Annotated in this window: 17 protein-coding genes; 16 read left to right on the top strand and 1 reads right to left on the bottom strand. The window is 71.1% G+C overall.

What is annotated here, in order from left to right; translation table 11 throughout:
- The first annotated feature begins 4 nt into the window (after nucleotides 1–4).
- The 12 genes from IF29_RS0101195 (at nucleotide 5) to IF29_RS0101140 (ending at nucleotide 12,747) form a co-directional block, all read left to right on the top strand.
- On the top strand, nucleotides 5–1,426 hold the full coding sequence (locus IF29_RS0101195; RefSeq protein ID WP_030248387.1) for a UDP-N-acetylmuramoyl-tripeptide--D-alanyl-D-alanine ligase: 1,422 nt from the start codon (nucleotides 5–7) through the stop codon (nucleotides 1,424–1,426).
- A 59-nt stretch (nucleotides 1,427–1,485) separates the two neighbouring features.
- Nucleotides 1,486–2,550, top strand: a complete 1,065-nt coding sequence (gene mraY, locus IF29_RS0101190) for a phospho-N-acetylmuramoyl-pentapeptide-transferase (protein WP_030248386.1) — start codon at nucleotides 1,486–1,488, stop codon at nucleotides 2,548–2,550.
- Entirely contained in the window at nucleotides 2,547–4,010 is a 1,464-nt protein-coding gene (murD, locus tag IF29_RS0101185) for a UDP-N-acetylmuramoyl-L-alanine--D-glutamate ligase (RefSeq protein ID WP_051724744.1), read from the top strand. The genes mraY and murD overlap by 4 nt, the downstream gene beginning before the upstream one ends.
- Before the next feature lie 51 nt (nucleotides 4,011–4,061).
- Entirely contained in the window at nucleotides 4,062–5,414 is a 1,353-nt protein-coding gene (ftsW, locus tag IF29_RS0101180) for a putative lipid II flippase FtsW (RefSeq protein WP_084713335.1), read from the top strand.
- Nucleotides 5,415–5,420: 6 nt separating this feature from the next.
- Nucleotides 5,421–6,515: an undecaprenyldiphospho-muramoylpentapeptide beta-N-acetylglucosaminyltransferase gene (gene murG, locus IF29_RS0101175; protein WP_030248380.1), complete on the top strand. Its 1,095-nt coding sequence runs from the start codon at nucleotides 5,421–5,423 to the stop codon at nucleotides 6,513–6,515.
- The gene (locus IF29_RS0101170; protein WP_198037234.1) at nucleotides 6,508–7,305 is read left to right on the top strand and encodes a cell division protein FtsQ/DivIB; all 798 of its coding nucleotides are present in this window, start codon (nucleotides 6,508–6,510) and stop codon (nucleotides 7,303–7,305) included. Before murG ends, IF29_RS0101170 begins: the two co-directional genes overlap by 8 nt.
- Before the next feature lie 296 nt (nucleotides 7,306–7,601).
- Nucleotides 7,602–8,819 (top strand): cell division protein FtsZ, encoded by a 1,218-nt coding sequence (gene ftsZ, locus IF29_RS0101165; RefSeq protein ID WP_030248375.1) that lies wholly within the window; start codon nucleotides 7,602–7,604, stop codon nucleotides 8,817–8,819.
- A gap of 25 nt (nucleotides 8,820–8,844) precedes the next feature.
- Nucleotides 8,845–9,588: a peptidoglycan editing factor PgeF gene (gene pgeF, locus IF29_RS0101160; RefSeq protein ID WP_030248374.1), complete on the top strand. Its 744-nt coding sequence runs from the start codon at nucleotides 8,845–8,847 to the stop codon at nucleotides 9,586–9,588.
- Nucleotides 9,585–10,319: a YggS family pyridoxal phosphate-dependent enzyme gene (locus IF29_RS0101155; protein ID WP_030248372.1), complete on the top strand. Its 735-nt coding sequence runs from the start codon at nucleotides 9,585–9,587 to the stop codon at nucleotides 10,317–10,319. Before pgeF ends, IF29_RS0101155 begins: the two co-directional genes overlap by 4 nt.
- A 153-nt stretch (nucleotides 10,320–10,472) precedes the next feature.
- The gene (locus IF29_RS0101150) at nucleotides 10,473–11,060 is read left to right on the top strand and encodes a cell division protein SepF (RefSeq protein ID WP_030248370.1); all 588 of its coding nucleotides are present in this window, start codon (nucleotides 10,473–10,475) and stop codon (nucleotides 11,058–11,060) included.
- Nucleotides 11,061–11,156: 96 nt separating this feature from the next.
- Nucleotides 11,157–11,444 carry a YggT family protein gene (locus IF29_RS0101145; protein ID WP_030248367.1) on the top strand — a complete coding sequence of 96 codons (288 nt, stop codon included), beginning with the start codon at nucleotides 11,157–11,159 and terminating at the stop codon, nucleotides 11,442–11,444.
- A gap of 46 nt (nucleotides 11,445–11,490) precedes the next feature.
- Entirely contained in the window at nucleotides 11,491–12,747 is a 1,257-nt protein-coding gene (locus tag IF29_RS0101140) for a DivIVA domain-containing protein (protein ID WP_030248366.1), read from the top strand.
- 197 nt (nucleotides 12,748–12,944) lie between these two features.
- On the opposite strand, the gene ileS is transcribed toward IF29_RS0101140, so the two are convergent.
- Entirely contained in the window at nucleotides 12,945–16,097 is a 3,153-nt protein-coding gene (gene ileS / locus IF29_RS0101135; protein ID WP_030248363.1) for an isoleucine--tRNA ligase, read from the bottom strand.
- A 671-nt stretch (nucleotides 16,098–16,768) separates the two neighbouring features.
- Between ileS and IF29_RS47295 the strand changes: the two genes are divergently transcribed.
- Genes IF29_RS47295 through IF29_RS0101115 form a run of 4 tightly spaced genes read left to right on the top strand, consistent with a single transcriptional unit; the run spans nucleotide 16,769 to nucleotide 19,574 of the window.
- Entirely contained in the window at nucleotides 16,769–17,326 is a 558-nt protein-coding gene (locus IF29_RS47295) for a TraR/DksA family transcriptional regulator (RefSeq protein WP_030248361.1), read from the top strand.
- 39 nt (nucleotides 17,327–17,365) lie between these two features.
- Nucleotides 17,366–18,133 (top strand): signal peptidase II, encoded by a 768-nt coding sequence (lspA, locus tag IF29_RS41445; RefSeq protein WP_380523148.1) that lies wholly within the window; start codon nucleotides 17,366–17,368, stop codon nucleotides 18,131–18,133.
- Between the two features lie 39 nt (nucleotides 18,134–18,172).
- Complete coding sequence (locus IF29_RS0101120; protein WP_030248357.1) at nucleotides 18,173–19,111, top strand: RluA family pseudouridine synthase; 939 nt, start codon at nucleotides 18,173–18,175, stop codon at nucleotides 19,109–19,111.
- Nucleotides 19,098–19,574 (top strand): GNAT family N-acetyltransferase, encoded by a 477-nt coding sequence (locus IF29_RS0101115; protein ID WP_030248356.1) that lies wholly within the window; start codon nucleotides 19,098–19,100, stop codon nucleotides 19,572–19,574. The genes IF29_RS0101120 and IF29_RS0101115 overlap by 14 nt, the downstream gene beginning before the upstream one ends.
- The last annotated feature ends 12 nt before the right edge of the window (nucleotides 19,575–19,586 follow it).

Genomic DNA, 19,586 nt, shown 5'->3' with positions numbered 1-19,586 from the left:
CAACGTGATCCCACTGACCCTCGCCGAGGTGGCCCAGGCCACCGGGGGGAAGCTGCACGACGTTCCGGACCCGCAGGCCCGGGTCACCGGCCCGGTGGTCCACGACTCCCGGCAGATCGTCCCGGGCGCGCTGTTCGCCGCCGTGGTCGGCGAACGGGTGGACGGCCACGACTTCGCCGAACGCGCCGTCGCGGAGGGGGCCGTGGCGGTGCTGGCCGCCCGTCCGGTCGGCGTCCCCGCCGTGGTGGTCGACGACGTGGTGCAGGGGCTCAGCCTGCTGGCGCACGCCGTCACCGAGCGCGCCGCCGACACCACCGTGGTCGCGCTGACCGGATCCGCCGGGAAGACCAGCACCAAGGACCTGATCGCCCAACTGCTGGGCGCGCTCGGCCCCACGGTCTACACCGAGGGCTCGTTCAACAACGAGATCGGCCTGCCGCTGACCGCGCTGAAGGTGGCCGACTCCACCCGCTTCCTGGTCCTGGAGATGGGCGCCCGGCACAGGGGCGACATCGCCCACCTGACCGGGATCGTCCGTCCGTCGATCGGCCTGGTGCTGAACGTCGGCACCGCCCACATCGGCGAGTTCGGCAGCCGCGAGGGCATCGCCGAGGCCAAGGGGGAGATGGTCGAGGCGCTGCCGCCGGAGGGATGTGCGGTGCTGAACGCCGACGACCCGCTGGTGCGGGCCATGGCCGCGCGCACGCGAGCGCGGGTGCTCTACTTCGGCGAGTCCGCCGAGGCGCAGGTCCGGGCCGAGGACGTCCGTCTGGACGCATCGGGTCGTCCGGGGTTCACCCTGGTCACCCCCTCCGGTTCCGCGCCCGTTCAGCTCCGCCTCTACGGTGAGCACCATGTCTCCAACGCCCTCGCCGCCGCGGCCGTGGCCACCGAGTGCGGCATGGACGTGAAGCGGATCGCCGTCGCGCTGGGCGAGGCCGGCAGCCTCTCCCGCTGGCGGATGGAGCTGACGGACCGTCCGGACGGCGTCACGGTGATCAACGACGCCTACAACGCCAACCCCGACTCGATGCGGGCCGCCCTGCGCGCCCTCGCCGCGATCGGTGGCAGAGGGCCCGGTGCCCGCCGTACCTGGGCGGTTCTGGGGGAGATGCGGGAACTCGGCGAGGACTCCCTCGCCGAGCACGACGCGGTGGGCCGGCTGGCGGTTCGGCTGGACATCGCGACCCTGGTGGCTGTCGGCGGCCGGGAAGCGGCCTGCATGGAGCTGGGCGCACGGAACGAAGGTTCATGGGGTGAGGAATCGGTGCTGGTGTCCGATGTGGATGCGGCGATCGCATTGCTGCGCGAGCAGGTCGCGCCGGGGGACGTGGTGCTCGTGAAGGCGTCGCGCTCGGTCGGCCTGGAGCGGGTCGCCGAGGCCTTGCTGGCTGATGGCGTCTTGTCGAACGGAGCGGCCGAATGAACCCGACCCTCCTGGACCACGCCGCTACGGTGCAGCTGGCCAGTTCCAGCAGCTCGCCGATGCGTCAGATCCTGTTCGCCGCGGTCTTCGCGCTGGTCCTCTCGCTGGTCGGCACCCCGGTCCTGATCCGCATCCTGGCCAAGCACGGCTACGGCCAGATGATCCGCGACGACGGCCCCAAGGCCCACCACAGCAAGCGCGGCACCCCCACCATGGGTGGCATCGCCTTCATCCTGGCGACCCTGGTCGCCTATGCGCTGACCAAGGTCCTGGTGGGCACCCCGCCGACGGCCTCCGGGCTGCTGGTGCTGTTCCTGATGACCGGGATGGGCCTGGTCGGCTTCCTGGACGACTACATCAAGATCGTCAAGCAGCGCTCGCTGGGCCTGCGGGCCAAGGCCAAGATGGCCGGGCAGCTGATCGTCGGCGTGCTCTTCGCCATCGGCGCGCTGAACTTCGCCGACTCGGCCGGGATCCACCCCGCCTCGACCAAGCTCTCCTTCGTCACCGACTTCGGCTGGTCGCTGGGCCCGGTGCTGTTCGCGCTCTGGGCCATCTTCATGATCCTGGCGATGTCCAACGGGGTGAACCTGACGGACGGTCTGGACGGCCTGGCCACCGGCGCCTCGGTGATGGTCTTCGGCGCCTACGTCTTCATCGGCATCTGGGAGTACGGCCAGACCTGCGGCTCCGCTGCCAGTGCCGGACCGCTCTGCTACCAGGTCAGGGACCCGCTGGACCTGGCCGTGGTGGCCGCCGCGCTGATGGGCGCCTGCTTCGGCTTCCTGTGGTGGAACACCTCGCCGGCGAAGATCTTCATGGGCGACACCGGTTCGCTGGCCCTCGGCGGCGCGCTGGCCGGCCTGGCCATCTGCTCGCACACCGAGATGCTGCTGGCGATCCTGGGCGGCCTGTTCGTGCTGATCACCCTGTCGGTGATCATCCAGGTCGGCTCGTTCCGGATGACCGGCAAGCGGGTCTTCAAGATGGCCCCGCTGCAGCACCACTTCGAACTCAAGGGCTGGTCCGAGGTCCTGATCGTGGTCCGCTTCTGGATCATCCAGGGCCTGTGCGTCGCGGTCGGGCTCGGCCTGTTCTACGCGGGCTGGGTGACCGCCACATGACCGACGGCACCCCCGAGCGGACCCCAGAGCGGACCCCCGAGTGGAAGGGCCTGCCGGTCACCGTGGCCGGCCTGGGCGTCTCCGGAGTGCCCGCGGCCCGGGTGCTGCACGGACTCGGCGCCCGGGTCACCGTGGTGGACGGCGGGGACGGCCCCCGGCAGCGGGCGCAGGCCGAAGAGCTGCGCGCGCTCGGCGTCGAGGTGCTGCTCGGCGACGGGGCGAGCCTGCCCGAGGGCACCCGACTGGTCGTCACCTCGCCCGGCTGGCCGCCGCACAGCCCGCTCTTCCTGGCCGCGGCCGGGGCCGGGGTGCCGGTCTGGGGCGACGTGGAGCTGGCCTGGCGGCTGCGCAGGCCGCATCCGGCCACCGGCGAGCCGGCGCCCTGGCTGGCCGTCACCGGCACCAACGGCAAGACCACCACGGTGCAGATGCTCGCCTCGATCCTGACCGCGGCGGGCCTGCGCACGGCGGCCGTGGGCAATGTCGGGGTGTCCGTCCTGGACGCCGTGCTGGCCGAACAGCCGTACGACGTCCTCGCGGTGGAGCTCTCCAGCTACCAGCTGCACTGGTCCTCCTCGCTGCGTCCGCACTCGGCCGTGGTGCTCAACATCGCGGCCGACCACCTGGACTGGCACGGCTCGATGGAGGCCTACGCCGCCGACAAGGGCCGGATCTACCAGGGCAACAGCGTCGCCTGCGTCTACAACACCGCCGACCCGGCCACCGAGGCGCTGGTCCGCGAGGCCGACGTGGAGGAGGGCTGCCGCGCCATCGGCTTCACCCTCGGCCCGCCGGCCCTGTCCCAGCTCGGCGTGGTGGACGGCCTGCTGGTCGACCGCGCCTTCGTGGCGGACCGTCACAAGAATGCGGCCGAACTGGCCTCCGTCGAGGACGTCCGCCCCGCCGCCCCGCACAACATCGCCAACGCCCTGGCCGCCGCCGCGCTGGCGCGGGCCTACGGGGTCGAGCCGCGCGCGGTCCGGGACGGCCTGCGGGCCTTCCGTCCGGACGCGCACCGGATCGCCGAGGTGGTCGAGAGCGGCGGGGTGACCTGGATCGACGACTCCAAGGCCACCAACCCCCATGCGGCGGCCGCCTCCCTGGCGGCCTACCCCTCGGTGGTCTGGATCGCCGGCGGCCTGGCCAAGGGCGCCGACATGGACCCGCTGGTGGCCGGCGCCGCCAAGGCGCTGCGCGGCGTGGTGCTGATGGGCGCCGACCGGGCGCTGATCCGGGAGGCGCTGGCGCGACACGCCCCCGAGGTCCCGGTGATCGAGCTCCAGGACGGACAGACTGGTGCCCCGGCCATGGACGCGGCGGTACGCGCAGCCGCCGGGCTCGCCCGTCCCGGCGACACCGTGCTGCTCGCCCCGGCCTGCGCCTCCATGGACATGTTCACCAACTACGGTGAACGCGGCGACCTCTTCGCCGCGGCGGCCCGGGCGCTCGCAGAGGACTGACCCGCCGGAGCGCAGCAGCAACCAGTACCACCCAGGGGAGAGGGGGCCGTCGTGGCCGGTACGAAGGCGCGACCCGCCGCCCGGCCGGCCAGGCCGGGAGCGACCTCCGTCGCGGTGTTCCGCTCCAAGAGCCGCTTCACCGGGCCCGGAACCGCGCTGGGACGCTTCCAGCGGGGCCTGGAACGGCCGCTGACGCCGTACTACCTGATCCTGGGCTCCTCGGCGCTGATCCTGGTGCTCGGTCTGGTGATGGTGTTCTCCGCCTCCCAGATCGAGGCCAGGACCCTCGGCCTGTCCTTCACCTTCTTCTTCACCAAGCAGCTCACCGCGGTGGTCCTGGGCAGCGGGCTGATGTACGTCGCCGCCCGGCTGCCGGTGCGGCTGCACCGGGCGCTGGCCTATCCGCTGCTGATCGCGGTGCTCGGACTGCTGCTGCTGGTCGCGGTGCCGGGGGTGGGCAAGGCCGTCAACGGCAACCAGAACTGGATCAGCCTCGGCGGCTCGTTCCAGATCCAGCCGTCCGAGTTCGCCAAGCTCGCCCTGGTGCTCTGGGGCGCCGACCTGCTGGCCCGCAAGCAGCAGATGAAGATGCTGGACCAGTGGAAGCACCTGTTGATCCCGCTGGTGCCGATGGCGGTGCTGCTGCTGACCCTGGTGCTGGCCGGCGGTGACATGGGCACCGCGATGATCATCTGCGCACTGATGTTCGGCCTGCTCTGGATCTCCGGGGCGCCGATGCGGTTGTTCGGCGGGGCCGCCGCGGTCGCCCTGGGCTTCAGCACGCTGCTGATCGCCCTGGTGCCGCACCGTCTTGGCCGGATCCAGTGCATCGGGGCCACCAGTGTCCCCTCGGACGGCTCCTGTTGGCAGGCCGTTCAGGGAGTGTACGCACTGGCGGGCGGCGGTCTGACCGGCCGCGGGCTGGGTGCCAGCGTCGAGAAATGGGGTCAACTCCCGGAGCCGCACACGGACTTCATCTTCGCCGTGACCGGGGAGGAGCTGGGTCTGCTGGGGACGCTGTCGGTACTCGCCCTCTTCGCGGCACTAGGGTATGCGGGTATCCGCGTGGCCGGACGCACGAGGGACCCCTTCATCAGGTACGCAGCGGGAGGCGCCACCACCTGGATCATGGCCCAGGCCATGATCAACATTGGTGCGGTGCTGGGACTCCTTCCCATCGCGGGAGTCCCGCTCCCGATGTTCTCCTACGGGGGTTCGGCGTTGCTGCCGACCATGTTCGCGGTGGGGATGCTGCTCTGCTTCGCACGCAGCGAACCCGCCGCCAGGGCTGCTCTGGCCGCCCGGAGCAAGCGGACACGCAAGAACGCCCTGGGCAGACTCATCGGTCTGCCCCAACGGACCATCGCGCGGCTCGGGAAGGCCCGGCAGCGCAGGGAGCGGTGAATTTCGGTGCATGTCGTACTCGCCGGCGGGGGGACCGCCGGTCACATCGAGCCCGCGCTCGCCCTTGCGGACGCACTGCGCAGGAACGACCCCACGATCGGGATCACGGCGCTGGGCACGGAACGCGGCCTGGAGACCAGACTGGTCCCGGAACGCGGCTACGAACTGGCACTGATCCCCGCCGTACCGCTGCCGCGCAAGCCGACCCCGGAGCTGATCACCGTTCCGGGCCGGCTGCGCGGGACGGTCAAGGCGGTGCAGGACATCCTGGAGCGCACCAAGGCCGACGCGGTGGTCGGCTTCGGCGGCTACGTCGCCATGCCGGCCTATCTCGCGGCCAAGCGGGCCCGGGTCCCGATCGTGGTGCACGAGGCCAACGCCCGTCCCGGGCTGGCCAACAAGGTCGGCGCCCGCTACAGCGACTTCGTCGCCGTCAGCACCCCGGACAGCAAGCTGCGGGACTCCCGCTACATCGGCATCCCGCTGCGCCGCACCATCGCCACCCTGGACCGCAACGCGGCCCGCCCCGAGGCCCGCGCCTACTTCGGCCTGGACCAGCGGCTGCCCACGCTGCTGGTCTCCGGCGGCTCCCAGGGCGCGCGCCGCCTCAACGAGACCGTCCAGGCCATCGCGCCGCGGCTGCAGCAGTACGGGGTGCAGATCCTGCACGCCGTCGGCCCCAAGAACGAACTGCCCGCCATCGACGACATCCCGGGCATGCCGCCCTACCGGGTGCTGCCCTACGTCGACCGGATGGACCTCGCCTACGCCGCGGCCGACATGATGCTCTGCCGGGCCGGGGCGATGACCGTGGCCGAGCTCTCGGCGGTCGGACTGCCCGGCGCCTACGTCCCGCTGCCGATCGGCAACGGCGAGCAGCGGCTCAACGCCCAGCCGGTGGTGCGGGCCGGCGGCGGGCTGCTGGTGGACGACGCCGAGCTGACCCCGGACTGGGTGATCGCCAACCTGCTGCCGGTGCTGACGGACCCGCAGCGGCTGTGGGACATGAGCCGGGCGGCTGCCGAGTTCGGCCGCCGCGACGCCGACGAACTGCTGGTGGGCATGGTCTACGAGGCCATCGCCGCGCACCGCCGTGCCTGACGCCCCCTCGGTCCCGTCGGCCGAGGAGCAGTTGGACACCGCCGGGGCCGAGGAGGCCCCGGCGGCACCGCCGCGCGTCCCGTTGCGGCTGTCCCGGCGCGGCTTCGTCGTGCTGGGCGCGCTGCTGGCGGCGGTGCTGGGCACGGTCTGCTGGCTGGTCTGGTTCTCCTCGGTGCTGGACGTGCGGACCGTCGAGGTCTCCGGCACCCGGGTGCTGACCGCGGATCAGGTGCTGGCGGCGGCCTCGGTCCCGCTCGGCGGACCGCTGGAGCGGCTGGACACCGGCGCGGTGCGGGCCCGGGTGCTCAGGGCGCTGCCCAGGGCCGCCGACGCGCAGGTCAGCACCTCGCTGCCGCACACCGTGCGGATCCGGGTCACCGAGCGGCAGGCGATCGCCGCGATCGCCGGTTCCGGCGGCGTCTACACCCAGGTCGACGCGTCCGGGGTGCGCTTCGCCACCGGTCGCCAGGTCCCGAGCGGCGTGCCGGTGGTCGAACTGTCGCTCTCCGCCGCTGGCCGCGGCGCGCTCGCGGTCTTCCCCGAACAGGCCCTGGTCGCCGCGGCGGTGGATGTCGCCAAAGCGCTTCCGGCAGCGGTTTCCAAGCAGACCAGGTCGGTCGTCGTGCATTCGTACGACGATCTGGAACTGCAACTCGCGGACGGTTCCAAGGTGCTGTGGGGAAGTTCTGAACAGGACCAGCGAAAAGCCGTGGTGCTCACCGCGCTGCTCCGGCAGAAGGGCACGTCGTACGACGTCAGCGCCCCCGACGACCCCGCAGTGCGGCATTGAGTCGGGTAACGTCACAGCGGCGCGGTGTTGACGGACTGCCAGTTCCTCCCCGAATCTGGGTGGCCACCCCGGGTGAAAGTCCGGCACATTGATCACATAGCATCACAAGAAAAAAGCGCAGGCTCGGCGTGTCCGTTGAACGGGCAGGCTCGGAGACCTAGTGTCCTGTGACAGTAGATGATGGAAGAGTGACAGAGCATTAACCCTAAACCTCAGGTTCAGGGTTCGGGTCAGGGCCTCGCGTTCAGAGTTCCCGCCCCTTCGGCACCGTACATCCGAGGCGAGAGGCCTTCGACGTGGCAGCACCCCAGAACTACCTCGCAGTCATCAAAGTCGTCGGCATCGGCGGCGGTGGCGTCAATGCCATCAACCGGATGATCGAGGTCGGGCTCAAGGGCGTCGAGTTCATCGCGATCAACACCGATGCGCAGGCCCTGCTGATGAGCGACGCGGACGTCAAGCTCGACGTCGGCCGCGAGCTCACCCGCGGCCTCGGAGCCGGCGCCAACCCGGACGTCGGCGCCAAGGCGGCCGAGGACCACCGCGAGGAGATCGAGGAGGTCCTCAAGGGGGCCGACATGGTCTTCGTCACCGCCGGCGAGGGCGGCGGCACCGGCACCGGCGGCGCACCCGTGGTGGCCAACATCGCCCGCACCCTCGGCGCGCTGACCATCGGCGTGGTCACCCGGCCCTTCACCTTCGAGGGCCGCCGCCGCGCCAACCAGGCCGAGGACGGCATCGCGCAGCTGCGCGAAGAGGTCGACACCCTCATCGTGATCCCCAACGACCGGCTGCTGTCCATCTCGGACCGCCAGGTCAGCGTGCTGGACGCGTTCCGCTCCGCCGACCAGGTGCTGCTCTCCGGCGTCCAGGGCATCACCGACCTGATCACCACCCCCGGTCTGATCAACCTGGACTTCGCCGACGTCAAGTCGGTCATGTCGGACGCCGGTTCGGCGCTGATGGGCATCGGTTCCGCCCGGGGCGAGGACCGCGCCAAGGCGGCGGCGGTGATGGCGATCTCCTCGCCGCTGCTGGAGGCCTCCATCGACGGCGCCCGCGGCGTGCTGCTCTCCATCTCCGGCGGCTCCGACCTCGGTCTCTTCGAGATCAACGAGTCGGCGCAGCTGGTCAGCGAGGCGGCGCACCCCGAGGCCAACATCATCTTCGGTGCGGTCATCGACGACGCGCTCGGCGACGAGGTCCGGGTCACCGTGATCGCGGCCGGCTTCGACGGCGGGGCGCCGCCCACCATCGTCCGCGAGCCGGTGGTCCGCTCGACCAACTCGGCCACCCCGCCGCCGCAGCAGGAGCGGGTCGGCGAGTACAACCGGGCCGGCTCCACCGCCGCCGGGCGCAGCGTCCACACCATCGGCAGCGTCCCGCGCGCCGAGGAGCCGCCGCGCCACGTCGAGCCGCAGGCCCCGCCGCTGCCGCCGCACGTTCCGCAGACCCGGCCGCCCTACGTGGACAGCCCGGCCGAGGAGCTGGACGTCCCGGACTTCTTGAAGTAACCGGAGCCGCACTAGGCTGATCATCATGATCGGCCAGCGACTCACCCTCCACGACCGTGCTCACTTCGCCTTCACCGACCGGTGGGGCGGGGTGAGCACTTCGTCGTTCCAGGAGCTGAACCTCGGCGGCGCGGTCGGCGACGACTCCGCCGCGGTCCGCGAGAACCGCCGGCTGGCCGCCGCCGGCCTCGGCCTCGACCCGGCCGACGTGGCCTGGATGAACCAGGTGCACGGCAAGGACGTCGCCGAGGTGGCCGGGCGCCAGCCCGACGGCACCGCGCCCACCGCGGACGCGCTGGTCGGCGCCGGACCCGGGCAGGCGCTCGCGGTGCTCACCGCGGACTGCGTCCCGGTGCTGCTCGCCGATCCGGTGGCCGGAGTGGTCGGCGCCGCGCACGCGGGCCGCCCCGGACTGGCCGCCGGAGTGGTGCCGGAGGCGGTCGCCGCCATGGTCGCTCTGGGCGCCGAGACCGGTCGGATCACCGCCGCGATCGGGCCCTCGGTCTGCGGCCGTTGTTATGAAGTCCCTGTGAAACTCCGCGCCGAGGTCGCCGGGGTCGAGCCCGCGACCTGGTCCGAGACCAGCTGGGGCACCCCGGCGCTGGACCTCCCGGCGGGGGTGCGGGCCCAGCTCACCGCGCTCGGCGTCACGGTCGCGGACCTCCCGCACATCTGCACGATGGAATCGCCGGACCACTTCTCCTACCGCCGCGAGCAGCGCACCGGCCGCCTCGCGGGCTACGTCTGGCTGAACGGAACCACCTCATGACCGAGCCCCAGTCGCGCCTGGCCGAGTTGACCGCCAACCTCGCCGCCGTCGAGCGGCGGGTGGCCGAGGCATGCGCCGCCGCCGGGCGCGCCCGCGACGAGGTCACCCTGATCGTGGTGACCAAGACCTACCCGGCCTCGGACGTCAGGCTGCTCTCCTCGCTCGGGGTGCGGCAGGTCGCCGAGAACCGCGACCAGGACGCCGGGCCGAAGGCGCTGGAATGCCGCGACCTCCCACTCGTCTGGCATTTCGTCGGCCAATTGCAGACGAATAAGGTCCGTTCTGTTCTGAAGTACGCCGACATGGTGCATTCCGTCGACCGGATCCGACTCGTCGATGCGCTCTCCGCCGAAGTCCAGAAGTCGGAACGCCCCGAATTGGGATGCCTTATCCAGGTCGCCCTGGAGGGTGATCCGGAGTCGGGCCCGGCCCACCGCGGCGGCGCCCGCCCCGAACAGGTGCTCCAGCTCGCCGATGCGCTGGCCGGGGCCCCGGGTCTGCGACTTGACGGCGTGATGGCCGTGGCGCCGTTGCGCGGGAGGTACGCCGGTGACCCCGCGGGTGCTTTCGCACGCCTTGTGGAAATCGCATCTCTGGTGCACCGTCAGCATCCGGCTGCCACGATGGTCTCCGCGGGTATGAGTGGCGACCTGGAACAGGCGATCGCCGCCGGAGCGACACATGTGCGCGTCGGTACGGCGGTACTGGGTGTCCGGCCGCCCCTCGGGTAACGTCACCGGTTAGAAGATCAGATCGCAGAACAAATCAGGACAAGTAGGAATCTCCCCTGCATCGCGGGGTCAGACCGTGGATCGTAGAACCACCTCGCGCGAGCGGGGCGGCCGGTGACGGACCCGATCCACCACAGAGCGGAGGACAGGAGTATGGCCAGCGCACTGCGCAGGATGGCGGAATACCTCGGCCTCGTGGAGGACGAACGCTACGACGTCCAGGGTTACGACCCGGACGACGAGGACTACGGCCCCGAGCCCGAACCGCTTCGCAACACCGCCCGTACCGAGGAGGTCCCCCGCCCCGCCCCCGCGCCCGTCGCGCAGCCGGCGGCCGCGGCGGTGGTCGCCCCGATGCGGTCGGAGCCAAGGATGGCGCCAGTGTCGTCCATCACACCTGAACGTCGTCACGTGGAGAAGAGTGCCCCGGTGATCATGCCCAAGGCCGCCTCCGAGCGGGAGCCCTACCGGATCACGACACTTCATCCCCGAACCTACAACGAGGCCCGTACCATCGGGGAACACTTCCGTGAGAGCACCCCGGTGATCATGAATCTCACGGAGATGGACGACACGGATGCCAAGCGCCTCGTAGACTTCGCGGCTGGACTGGTCTTCGGCCTCCACGGAAGCATCGAACGTGTGACTCAGAAGGTGTTCCTTCTGTCTCCTGCTAACGTCGATGTAACGGCGGAGGACAAGGCCAGGATCGCCGAGGGTGGGTTCTTCAACCAGAGCTGACCAGAGCGGGACGATACGTGCGGATCACGTGACGCCGGGTAGCGGGGCTTCCGCTCCCGGCGGGCAGGCAGCAGGACGAGTTCGAGGGGACGAGCGGTGAACGTTGTATGGCAGGTGCTGTACATCGTGCTGATGGTTTTCTTCGTCATCCTGCTGGCCCGGCTTGTGATGGACTGGGTGCAACAACTAGCCCGCGAATGGCGGCCCGGCCGCGGGATGATCGTTGTGCTGGAGTGCATCTACACCGTCACCGATCCACCACTCAAGCTGTTGCGGCGGTTCATCCCGCCGCTGCGGTTCGGGGGCGTGGCGCTCGACCTGTCCTTCCTCGTACTGATCATCATTGTTTCGATCCTGATCTCCGTCGTGCAGGGGGCCGTGTGAACCCCGCAGGCCGCCGATTGTCCGACGATCACGTTGAGGTGAAGAGATGCCATTGACCCCCGAGGACGTGCGGAACAAGCAGTTCACGACCGTCCGCCTCCGCGAAGGCTATGACGAGGACGAGGTCGATGCCTTCCTCGACGAGGTCGAAGGAGAGCTGACCCGACTGCTCCGCGAGAACGAGGACCTGCGCGCCAAGCTGGCCGCGGCGACTCGCGCGGCCGCGCAGAACCAGCAGAACATGCGCAAGGAGCAGGACCAGCACCAGCGCCCCGGCCCCCCGGTGCCGGCCGCCATATCTGGTCCGCCCGTGCCGCAGCAGGGCATGCCGCCGCAGCTGCAGCAGCAGGGCCAGATGCAGCAGCCCGGCCAGATGCAGGGCCAGCCGCAGCAGCAGATGGGCCACCCCGGCCCGCCGCAGCTGCCCAGCGGTGCGCCGCAGCTCCAGGGCCCGCCCCAGCTCCAGGGCGGCACCATGGGCGGCCAGCAGGGCTTCGGCCAGCAGATGCAGCAGCCCGGCCAGATGCAGCAGCAGGGCCAGATGCAGCCGCCGCAGCACATGGGCGGCCTGCAGCAGATGCAGCAGCCGCACTTCCCGCAGCAGCAGCAGGGCCAGAACAACGACAGCGCGGCCCGCGTGCTGGCGCTCGCCCAGCAGACCGCGGACCAGGCCATCGCCGAGGCGCGTTCCGAGGCCAACAAGATCGTCGGTGAGGCCCGCAGCCGCGCCGAGGGTCTGGAGCGCGACGCCCGTGCCAAGGCCGACGCGCTGGAGCGGGACGCGCAGGAGAAGCACCGCGTGGCGATGGGCTCGCTGGAGTCCGCCCGCGCCACGCTGGAGCGCAAGGTCGAGGACCTGCGTGCCTTCGAGCGCGAGTACCGCACCCGGCTGAAGTCCTACCTGGAGACCCAGCTGCGTCAGCTGGAGTCGCAGGCGGACGACTCGCTGGCGCCTCCGCGCCAGCCGGCCACCGCGTCGCTGCCGCCGTCCTCGATGTCCCAGCCCTCGATGTCGCAGCCGTCGATGACCCCGGTCGGTGCGTCGCCCATGGGCGGGCAGACCTTCGGCGGTCAGCAGAGTTTCGGTGGCAACGGCCAGAGCTTCGGTGGCGGGCAGCAGCAGCCGAGCTTCGGCGGGAACAGCTTCAACCCGGGCGCGCAGCACCAGAGCGCGGGCGGCCAGCAGCAGATGGCTCCCGCCGCGATGACGCAGCCGATGGCCGCGGTGCGGCCGCAGCCGCCGCTGCAGCAGGCCCCGCAGCCGATGCGCGGCTTCCTGATCGACCAGGACGACGAGGGCTGACCCCAGCCCCCGCCGCCCCCTACCGCGGGCCCCTGCCGGAACGTTCCGGCAGGGGCCCGCGGTTTTGTCTTCCAGGGCGAGGGGGCTGCGTTTCGCACGTGGCGGGCCATGCAACCAGAAAGGGGCGCGGGGAACTGCGCGACCAGCCCGCTACGAAGGTGCATGGCTGGCAGCGCAGTTCCCCGCGCCCCTTTCGTTCAGGCCTTCCGCAGCCAGAACGTCAGGCTGAGCATCTCGTCGGTGAACGGCGTGGCCGACTCCCAGTCGGCTTCGCCGGAGGCGAAGTCGGTGGCGAGGACCTCGTCGGCGATCAGGGCCGCGTGGGCCGTCAGGGCCTCGACCGTCGTGGCGTCGTCAGACGTCCAGCGGAGCTGGATCCGGTCCGCCACGTCCAGGCCACTGTTCTTGCGGGCCTCCTGCACCTGCCGGATGGCATCCCTCGCGACGCCCGCCAACCGCAGCTCCGGCGTGATGTGCAGGTCGAGCGCGACCGTCGCGCCGCCCTCGTTGGCGACGGCCCACCCCTCCCGAGGGGTCTCCGTGACGATGACCTCATCGGGCGTCAGCTCGACCCTCTCGCCGCCGAGTTCCACAGACGCCGTGCCCGTGGCCCGCAGCGAAGCGGAGAGCGCTGCCGCGTCCGCCGCGGCCACCGCCTTGGCCACCTCCTGCACCCCCTTGCCGAACCGCTTGCCCAGGGCGCGGAAGTTGGCCTTGGCCGTGGTGTCCACCAATGACCCGCCCACCGCCGACAGGGATTCGAGCCCCGCCACATTGAGCTCCTCGGCGACCTGCGCCCGCAGCTCCGCCGGGAGTTCCTCGTACCCCTGCGCCGCGACCAGTGCGCGCGAAAGCGGCTGACGGGTCTTCACCCCGGAGTCGGCCCGGGTCGCCCGTCCCAGCTCCACCAGCCGCCGCACCAGCGCCATATGGCGCGACAGGTCGGCGTCGACCAGCGACTCGTCCGCGACCGGGAACTCGGCCAGGTGCACCGAGACCGGCGCGGTCGGGTCCACGGAGACGACCAGGTCCTGCCAGACCCGCTCGGTGATGAACGGGGTCAGCGGCGCCATCAGCCGGGTGACCGTCTCCAGCGCCTCGTGCAGGGTCGCCAGCGCGGCCGGCTCGCCCTGCCAGAAGCGGCGCCGGCCGCGCCGGACGTACCAGTTGGAGAGGTCGTCGACGAACGCGGACAGCAGCTTGCCGGCCCGCTGGGTGTCGAAGCCGTCCAGCGCCGCGTCCACCTCCTTGACCAGGGTGTTCAGTTCGGACAGCACCCACTTGTCGAGCAGCGGACGGTCCGCCGGTGCCGGGTCGGCGGCCGACGGCGCCCACCCGGCGGTGCGGGCGTAGAGGGCCTGGAAGGCGACCGTGTTCCAGTAGGTCAGCAGGGTCTTGCGGACCACCTCCTGGATGGTGTTGTGCCCGACCCGGCGCGCGGACCAGGGCGAGCCGCCGGCCGCCATGAACCAGCGCACCGCGTCCGCCCCGTGCTGGTCCATCAGCGAGATGGGCTCCAGGATGTTGCCCAGGTGCTTGGACATCTTCCGGCCGTCCTCGGCCAGGATGTGGCCCAGGCAGACCACGTTCTCGTACGAGGACTTGTCAAACACCAGCGTGCCGACCGCCATCAGCGTGTAGAACCAGCCGCGGGTCTGGTCGATGGCCTCGGAGATGAACTGGGCCGGGTAGCGCTTCTCGAACAGCTCGGCGTTCTTCAGCGGGTAGCCGTACTGGGCGAACGGCATGGAGCCCGAGTCGTACCAGGCGTCGATGACCTCGGGCACCCGGACCGCGTCCAGCGCGCAGCCGCTCCCGGTGCAGCGGAAGACCACCTCGTCGATGAAGGGGCGGTGCGGGTCCAGGTCGGACAGGTCCCGGCCGGTGAGCTCGCTGAGCTCGGCCAGCGAGCCCACGCAGGTGAGGTGGCCCTCCTCACAGCGCCAGATCGGCAGCGGGGTGCCCCAGTAGCGGTTGCGGGACAGCGCCCAGTCGATGTTGTTGTTCAGCCAGTCCCCGAAGCGGCCGTACTTGACGGTCTCCGGGTACCAGTTGGTCTTCTCGTTCTCCTCCAGCAGCCGCTGCTTGACCTCGGTGGTGCGGACGTACCAGGACGGCTGCGCGTAGTAGAGCAGCGCGGTGTGGCAGCGCCAGCAGTGCGGGTAGCTGTGCTCGTACGGGACATGACGGAACAGCAGGCCGCGGGCGTCCAGGTCGGCGACCAGGGCCTCGTCGGCCTTCTTGAAGAACTGCCCGCCGACCAGCGGCACATCGGGCTCGAAGGTGCCGTCCGGCAGCACCGGGTTGACCATCGGCAGGCCGTAGGCCCGGCAGGTGGCCAGGTCGTCGGCGCCGAAGGCGGGCGCCTGGTGGACCAGGCCGGAGCCGTCCTCGGTGGTGACGTACTCGGCGTTGACGACGAAGTGCGCGCCCTCCACCGGGACCAGCTCGAACGGCCGCCGGTAGCTCCAGCGCTCCATCTCGGCGCCGGTGAAGCGCTCGCCGGTGGCGGTCCAGCCCTCGCCGAGGGCCTTCTCCAGCAGCGGCTCGGCCACCACGACCCGCTCGTCGCCGTCGGTCGCCACCACGTAGTCGACGGCGGGGTGCGCGGCCACGGCGACGTTGGAGACCAGCGTCCACGGGGTGGTCGTCCACACCAGCAGCGAGGCGGCGGGCCTGTCGTCACCGCCGGCCAGCGGCCCGGAGGTGAGCGGGAAGCGGACGTAGACCGAGGGGTCGACGACGGTCTCGTAGCCCTGCGCCAGCTCGTGGTCGGACAGGCCGGTGCCGCAGCGCGGGCACCAGGGGGCGACCCGGAAGTCCTGGGTGAGCAGGCCCTTGTCGAAGATCTGCTTCAGCGACCACCACACCGACTGGATGTAGTCCGGGTCCATGGTGCGGTAGGCGTCGTCCAGGTCGACCCAGTAGCCCATCCGGTTGGTGAGGGTGGCGAAGGCGTCGGTGTGCCGGGTCACCGACTCCCGGCACCGGGCGTTGAACTCGGCGATCCCGTAGGCCTCGATCTCCGGCTTGCCGGAGAAGCCCAGCTCCTTCTCGACGGCGAGCTCCACCGGCAGGCCGTGGCAGTCCCAGCCGGCCTTGCGGGCGACGTGGTGGCCCTTCATGGTCTTGTAGCGGGGGAAGACGTCCTTGAAGACCCGGGCCTCGATGTGGTGCGCGCCGGGCATGCCGTTGGCGGTGGGCGGGCCCTCGTAGAACACCCACTCGGGGCGGCCCTCGGACTGCTCCAGGCTGCGCTGGAAGATCTTGTTGTCCTGCCAGAAGGAGAGGATCCCGTGCTCGAGCACGGGCAGGTCCACCTGGGCGGGGACGGGACGGTACTGGGTCATCAGGAGGTTCCTCCGGCGGGCGCGTCCGAGCTGTGCGGCTTCCGACGAAGGGACGAGGCCGAGTGCTGCGGGCCCCGCGGTACCACCCTTCTTGGCTGCGGCACGCGGACGTGCCGAGCCCCCTCATTAGGGGTTGCGGCCGGTTCTACTCGGTCCGCCCACGTGCTGCGAGCGCACTGGGCGGTGCCTTTCCTCCGGCGGCTCCGGGGTGATCTTCCCGTCGCGCACACCCCCGGGCTTTCACCGACCCCGGGTCGCTCCTGGCTGCGTTCGGCGGTACTCGTCCCCATCCACGCCTTGCAGCCCCGAGTCTATAGGGCCCGGCAAGAAGATTTTCCGCGCCGGGCGCCGTCCGCGCGCCGGTGACGCACCAGTAACGATGACGGAAGGCGATTATCAGGTCACGTTCTGGGCACACATTCGTCGAGCCGGGCGTGAGCCGGTAACCCGTGACCTCTGTTGCGGTATGTCCCGTTGTGGATGGATTCAGTACGCATTATCGTTCCGGCACCATGTCGTGTCGCCGTGCTCACGGCGGTGCGCCACCAGCAGCTCGGCCGCAGCACGCAGACGACAGTCGCAGACGCACACTCGCAAAGGGCAAAGGGGTCAGACGCATGGCGGACAAGGCAAGGAGCGGGGCTGCGGGCGCACGCCGCGCGGAGACGTCCGTGGCGGGTCCCGGAGACGTGGGGGAGGGCACCGTGGTGCGACACAAGACCGAGGCCGTGGCCAGGCCGGCCGCCGCCCGGCCGAGCGGCAGCAGGGCCAGGACCGCTCCGGCCGCTCCGGCCGACTCCGCGGCCGACACGCCGCCGGAGGCCCCGGCCGCGGCCGGGACGCTGCCGGTGCGGCCCGGCGAGGACCCCTGGACCGAGGCCGAGGTGGCCGAGCTCAGGACGGAGCTGGTGGCCGAGGCCGCCGCGCTCGGCGCCGAGATCGCCGCCTCCGAGGAGGCCGTCAGCGGCCTGATGCGGGACTCCGGCGACGGCGCCGGCGACGACCAGGTCGACGCCGGGACCAAGAACATCTCCCGCGAGCACGAGCTGTCGCTGGCCGCCAACGCGCGCGACATGCTCGCCCAGACCGAGCGTGCGCTGGCCCGGCTCACCGGCACCGGCTTCGGCCTCTGCGAGTCCTGCGGGGAGCCCATCGGCAAGGCCAGGGTCCAGGCCTTCCCGCGGGCCACCCTCTGCGTCCAGTGCAAGGCCAAGCAGGAGCGCCGCTAGCGGCCGCGGCGGGTGGTGCGGACCTGTCCGCACCACCCGGTGGGCGTACCGTACGCTCGACGTAAGACCACCCCTCTCGGTGTAGCGGAGAGCATCATCAGTACCCCAGGTTTCCAGAAGGCTCCGGCGGCTGACTCTGCCGCGCCGGTCGACCCTGCTGCCCCCGCCGACCCTGCCGTTTCCACCGATCCTGCCGATCCCGCCGCCGGGACCCCGGTGCGGCGCAGGCGCAGGATCGGCGTGCTGCTCTCCGTCGCCCTGCTCGCCTACCTGCTGGACCTCGGCAGCAAGCTGCTGGTCGTGGCCAGGCTGGAGTACCACGAGCCGATCAGGATCGCGGGCGACTGGGTGATGCTCCAGGCCATCCGCAACCCCGGCGCCGCCTTCGGCATGGGCGCGGCGATGACCATCGTGTTCACCGTCATCGCCACCACCGTGGTGGTGGTCATCTGCCGGCTGGCCCGCAAGCTCTACAGCCTGCCCTGGGCCATCGCCCTGGGCCTGCTGCTGGGCGGCGCCTTCGGCAATCTGACGGACCGTATCTTCCGCTCGCCGTCCACCTTCCGCGGCGCCGTGGTGGACTTCATCTCGGTCAAGCACTTCGCCGTCTTCAACCTCGCCGACTCGGCGATCGTCTGCGGCGGCGTGCTGGTGGTGCTGCTCTCCTTCCTCGGCACCAACCCGGACGGGACCACGATGCGCGAGCACGGCGGCGGGGACGGGACCGCGGACGGGACCACGGACAGTGGCAACGCGGACCGGACCGTCGAGCAGCAGCCCGCCGAGGACGGCACCGGCAAGGCCTGATGGCGGGCCGGGCCCGGGCGGTCCGGCATACTCGTTCAGGTGAGCACCGTTCCGCAGATCCGAAACCTGCCCGTACCCGACGGCCTCGAGGGTGAGCGCGTCGACGCCGCCATCGCCCGGATGTTCGGGTTCTCCCGCACCAAGGCCGCCGAGCTGGCCGCCGAGGGCAAGGTGACGCTGGACGGCTCCGTGGTCGGCAAGTCCGACCGGGTGATGGCCGGGGCCTGGATGGAGGTCGAGATCCCGGCGCCGCCCGCTCCGGTGCAGATCGTCGCCGAGCGCATCGACAATATGAAGATCGTCTACGACGACGAGGACCTGGTCGTGGTGGACAAGCCGGTCGGCGTCGCCGCCCACCCCAGCCCCGGCTGGACCGGTCCCACCGTCATCGGCGGCCTGGTCGGCGCCGGCTACCGGATCTCCACCTCGGGCGCCGCCGAACGCCAGGGCGTGGTGCACCGCCTGGACGTCGGCACCTCCGGGCTGATGGTGGTCGCCAAGTCCGAGCGCGCCTACACCCTGCTCAAGCAGCAGTTCCGGGACCGGGTGGTGGAGAAGAAGTACAACGCCCTGGTCCAGGGCCACCCCGACCCGATGTCCGGCACCGTGGACGCCCCGATCGACCGGCACCCCAGCAGCGACTGGAAGTGGGCCGTGGTCGCCAACGGCAAGCCGTCGGTCACCCACTACGACCTGATCGAGGCCTACCGGGCCGCCTCGCTGCTGGACATCAAGCTGGAGACCGGCCGCACCCACCAGATCCGGGTGCACATGTCCGCGCTGCGGCACCCCTGCGTCGGCGACATCACCTACGGTGCCGACCCCACCCTGGCCAAGCGGCTCAAGCTCACCCGGCAGTGGCTGCACGCGGTCCAGCTCGGCTTCGAGCACCCCGGCACCGGCGACTGGGTCGAGTTCCGCAGCGAGTACCCGGAGGACCTGGCCCGCGCCCTGGAGATCATCAGTGCCGAAAGCTGACACACCCGACATACGCGTGGCCGTCTCGGCAGCCGACCTGGAGACCGTCCACGCCATCAGGCGCGAGGTCTTCATCGTCGAGCAGAACGTCCCCGAGGACGAGGAGTGGGACGACCTCGACCCGACCTCGCTGCACCTGCTGGCCTTCGGCGCGGACGGCGGCCCGCTGGGCACCGGCCGGCTGATCCACGGCGAGCAGGCCCTCAAGCTCACCGGCCGGGACGGCACCGTACTGCTCGGCCGCCTCGCGGTCCGTGCCGCCGCCCGCGGCACCGGCCTCGGCGCGGCCCTGGTCCGGGCCATCGAGGAGCAGGGCCGGTCCCGCGGCGCCGTCGAACTGGAACTGCACGCGCAGACCCACGCGCTGGGCTTCTACCAGCGCCTCGGCTATGTCGCCGAGGGCCCGGAGTACCTGGACGGCGGTATCCCCCACCGCACGATGACCCGATCCCTGGCAGGCTGATCAAGAGCTGTC

It is taken from the genome of Streptacidiphilus jeojiense, assembly GCF_000719095.1.
In the GTDB taxonomy this organism is placed as follows: domain Bacteria; phylum Actinomycetota; class Actinomycetes; order Streptomycetales; family Streptomycetaceae; genus Streptacidiphilus; species Streptacidiphilus jeojiensis.
This window is presented reverse-complemented; position numbering and strand designations above follow the sequence as displayed.

Excerpts from the sequence above, each read along its gene's own strand:
- IF29_RS0101150 (WP_030248370.1), top strand. The coding sequence starts at position 10,473 with ATGGCCAGCGCACTGCGCAGGATGGCGGAATACCTCGGCCTCGTGGAG.
- pgeF (WP_030248374.1), top strand. The coding sequence starts at position 8,845 with ATGATCGGCCAGCGACTCACCCTCCACGACCGTGCTCACTTCGCCTTC.
- IF29_RS0101155 (WP_030248372.1), top strand. The coding sequence starts at position 9,585 with ATGACCGAGCCCCAGTCGCGCCTGGCCGAGTTGACCGCCAACCTCGCC.
- murD (WP_051724744.1), top strand. The coding sequence starts at position 2,547 with ATGACCGACGGCACCCCCGAGCGGACCCCAGAGCGGACCCCCGAGTGG.
- ileS (WP_030248363.1), bottom strand. The coding sequence starts at position 16,097 with ATGACCCAGTACCGTCCCGTCCCCGCCCAGGTGGACCTGCCCGTGCTC.
- mraY (WP_030248386.1), top strand. The coding sequence starts at position 1,486 with ATGCGTCAGATCCTGTTCGCCGCGGTCTTCGCGCTGGTCCTCTCGCTG.
- IF29_RS0101140 (WP_030248366.1), top strand. The coding sequence starts at position 11,491 with ATGCCATTGACCCCCGAGGACGTGCGGAACAAGCAGTTCACGACCGTC.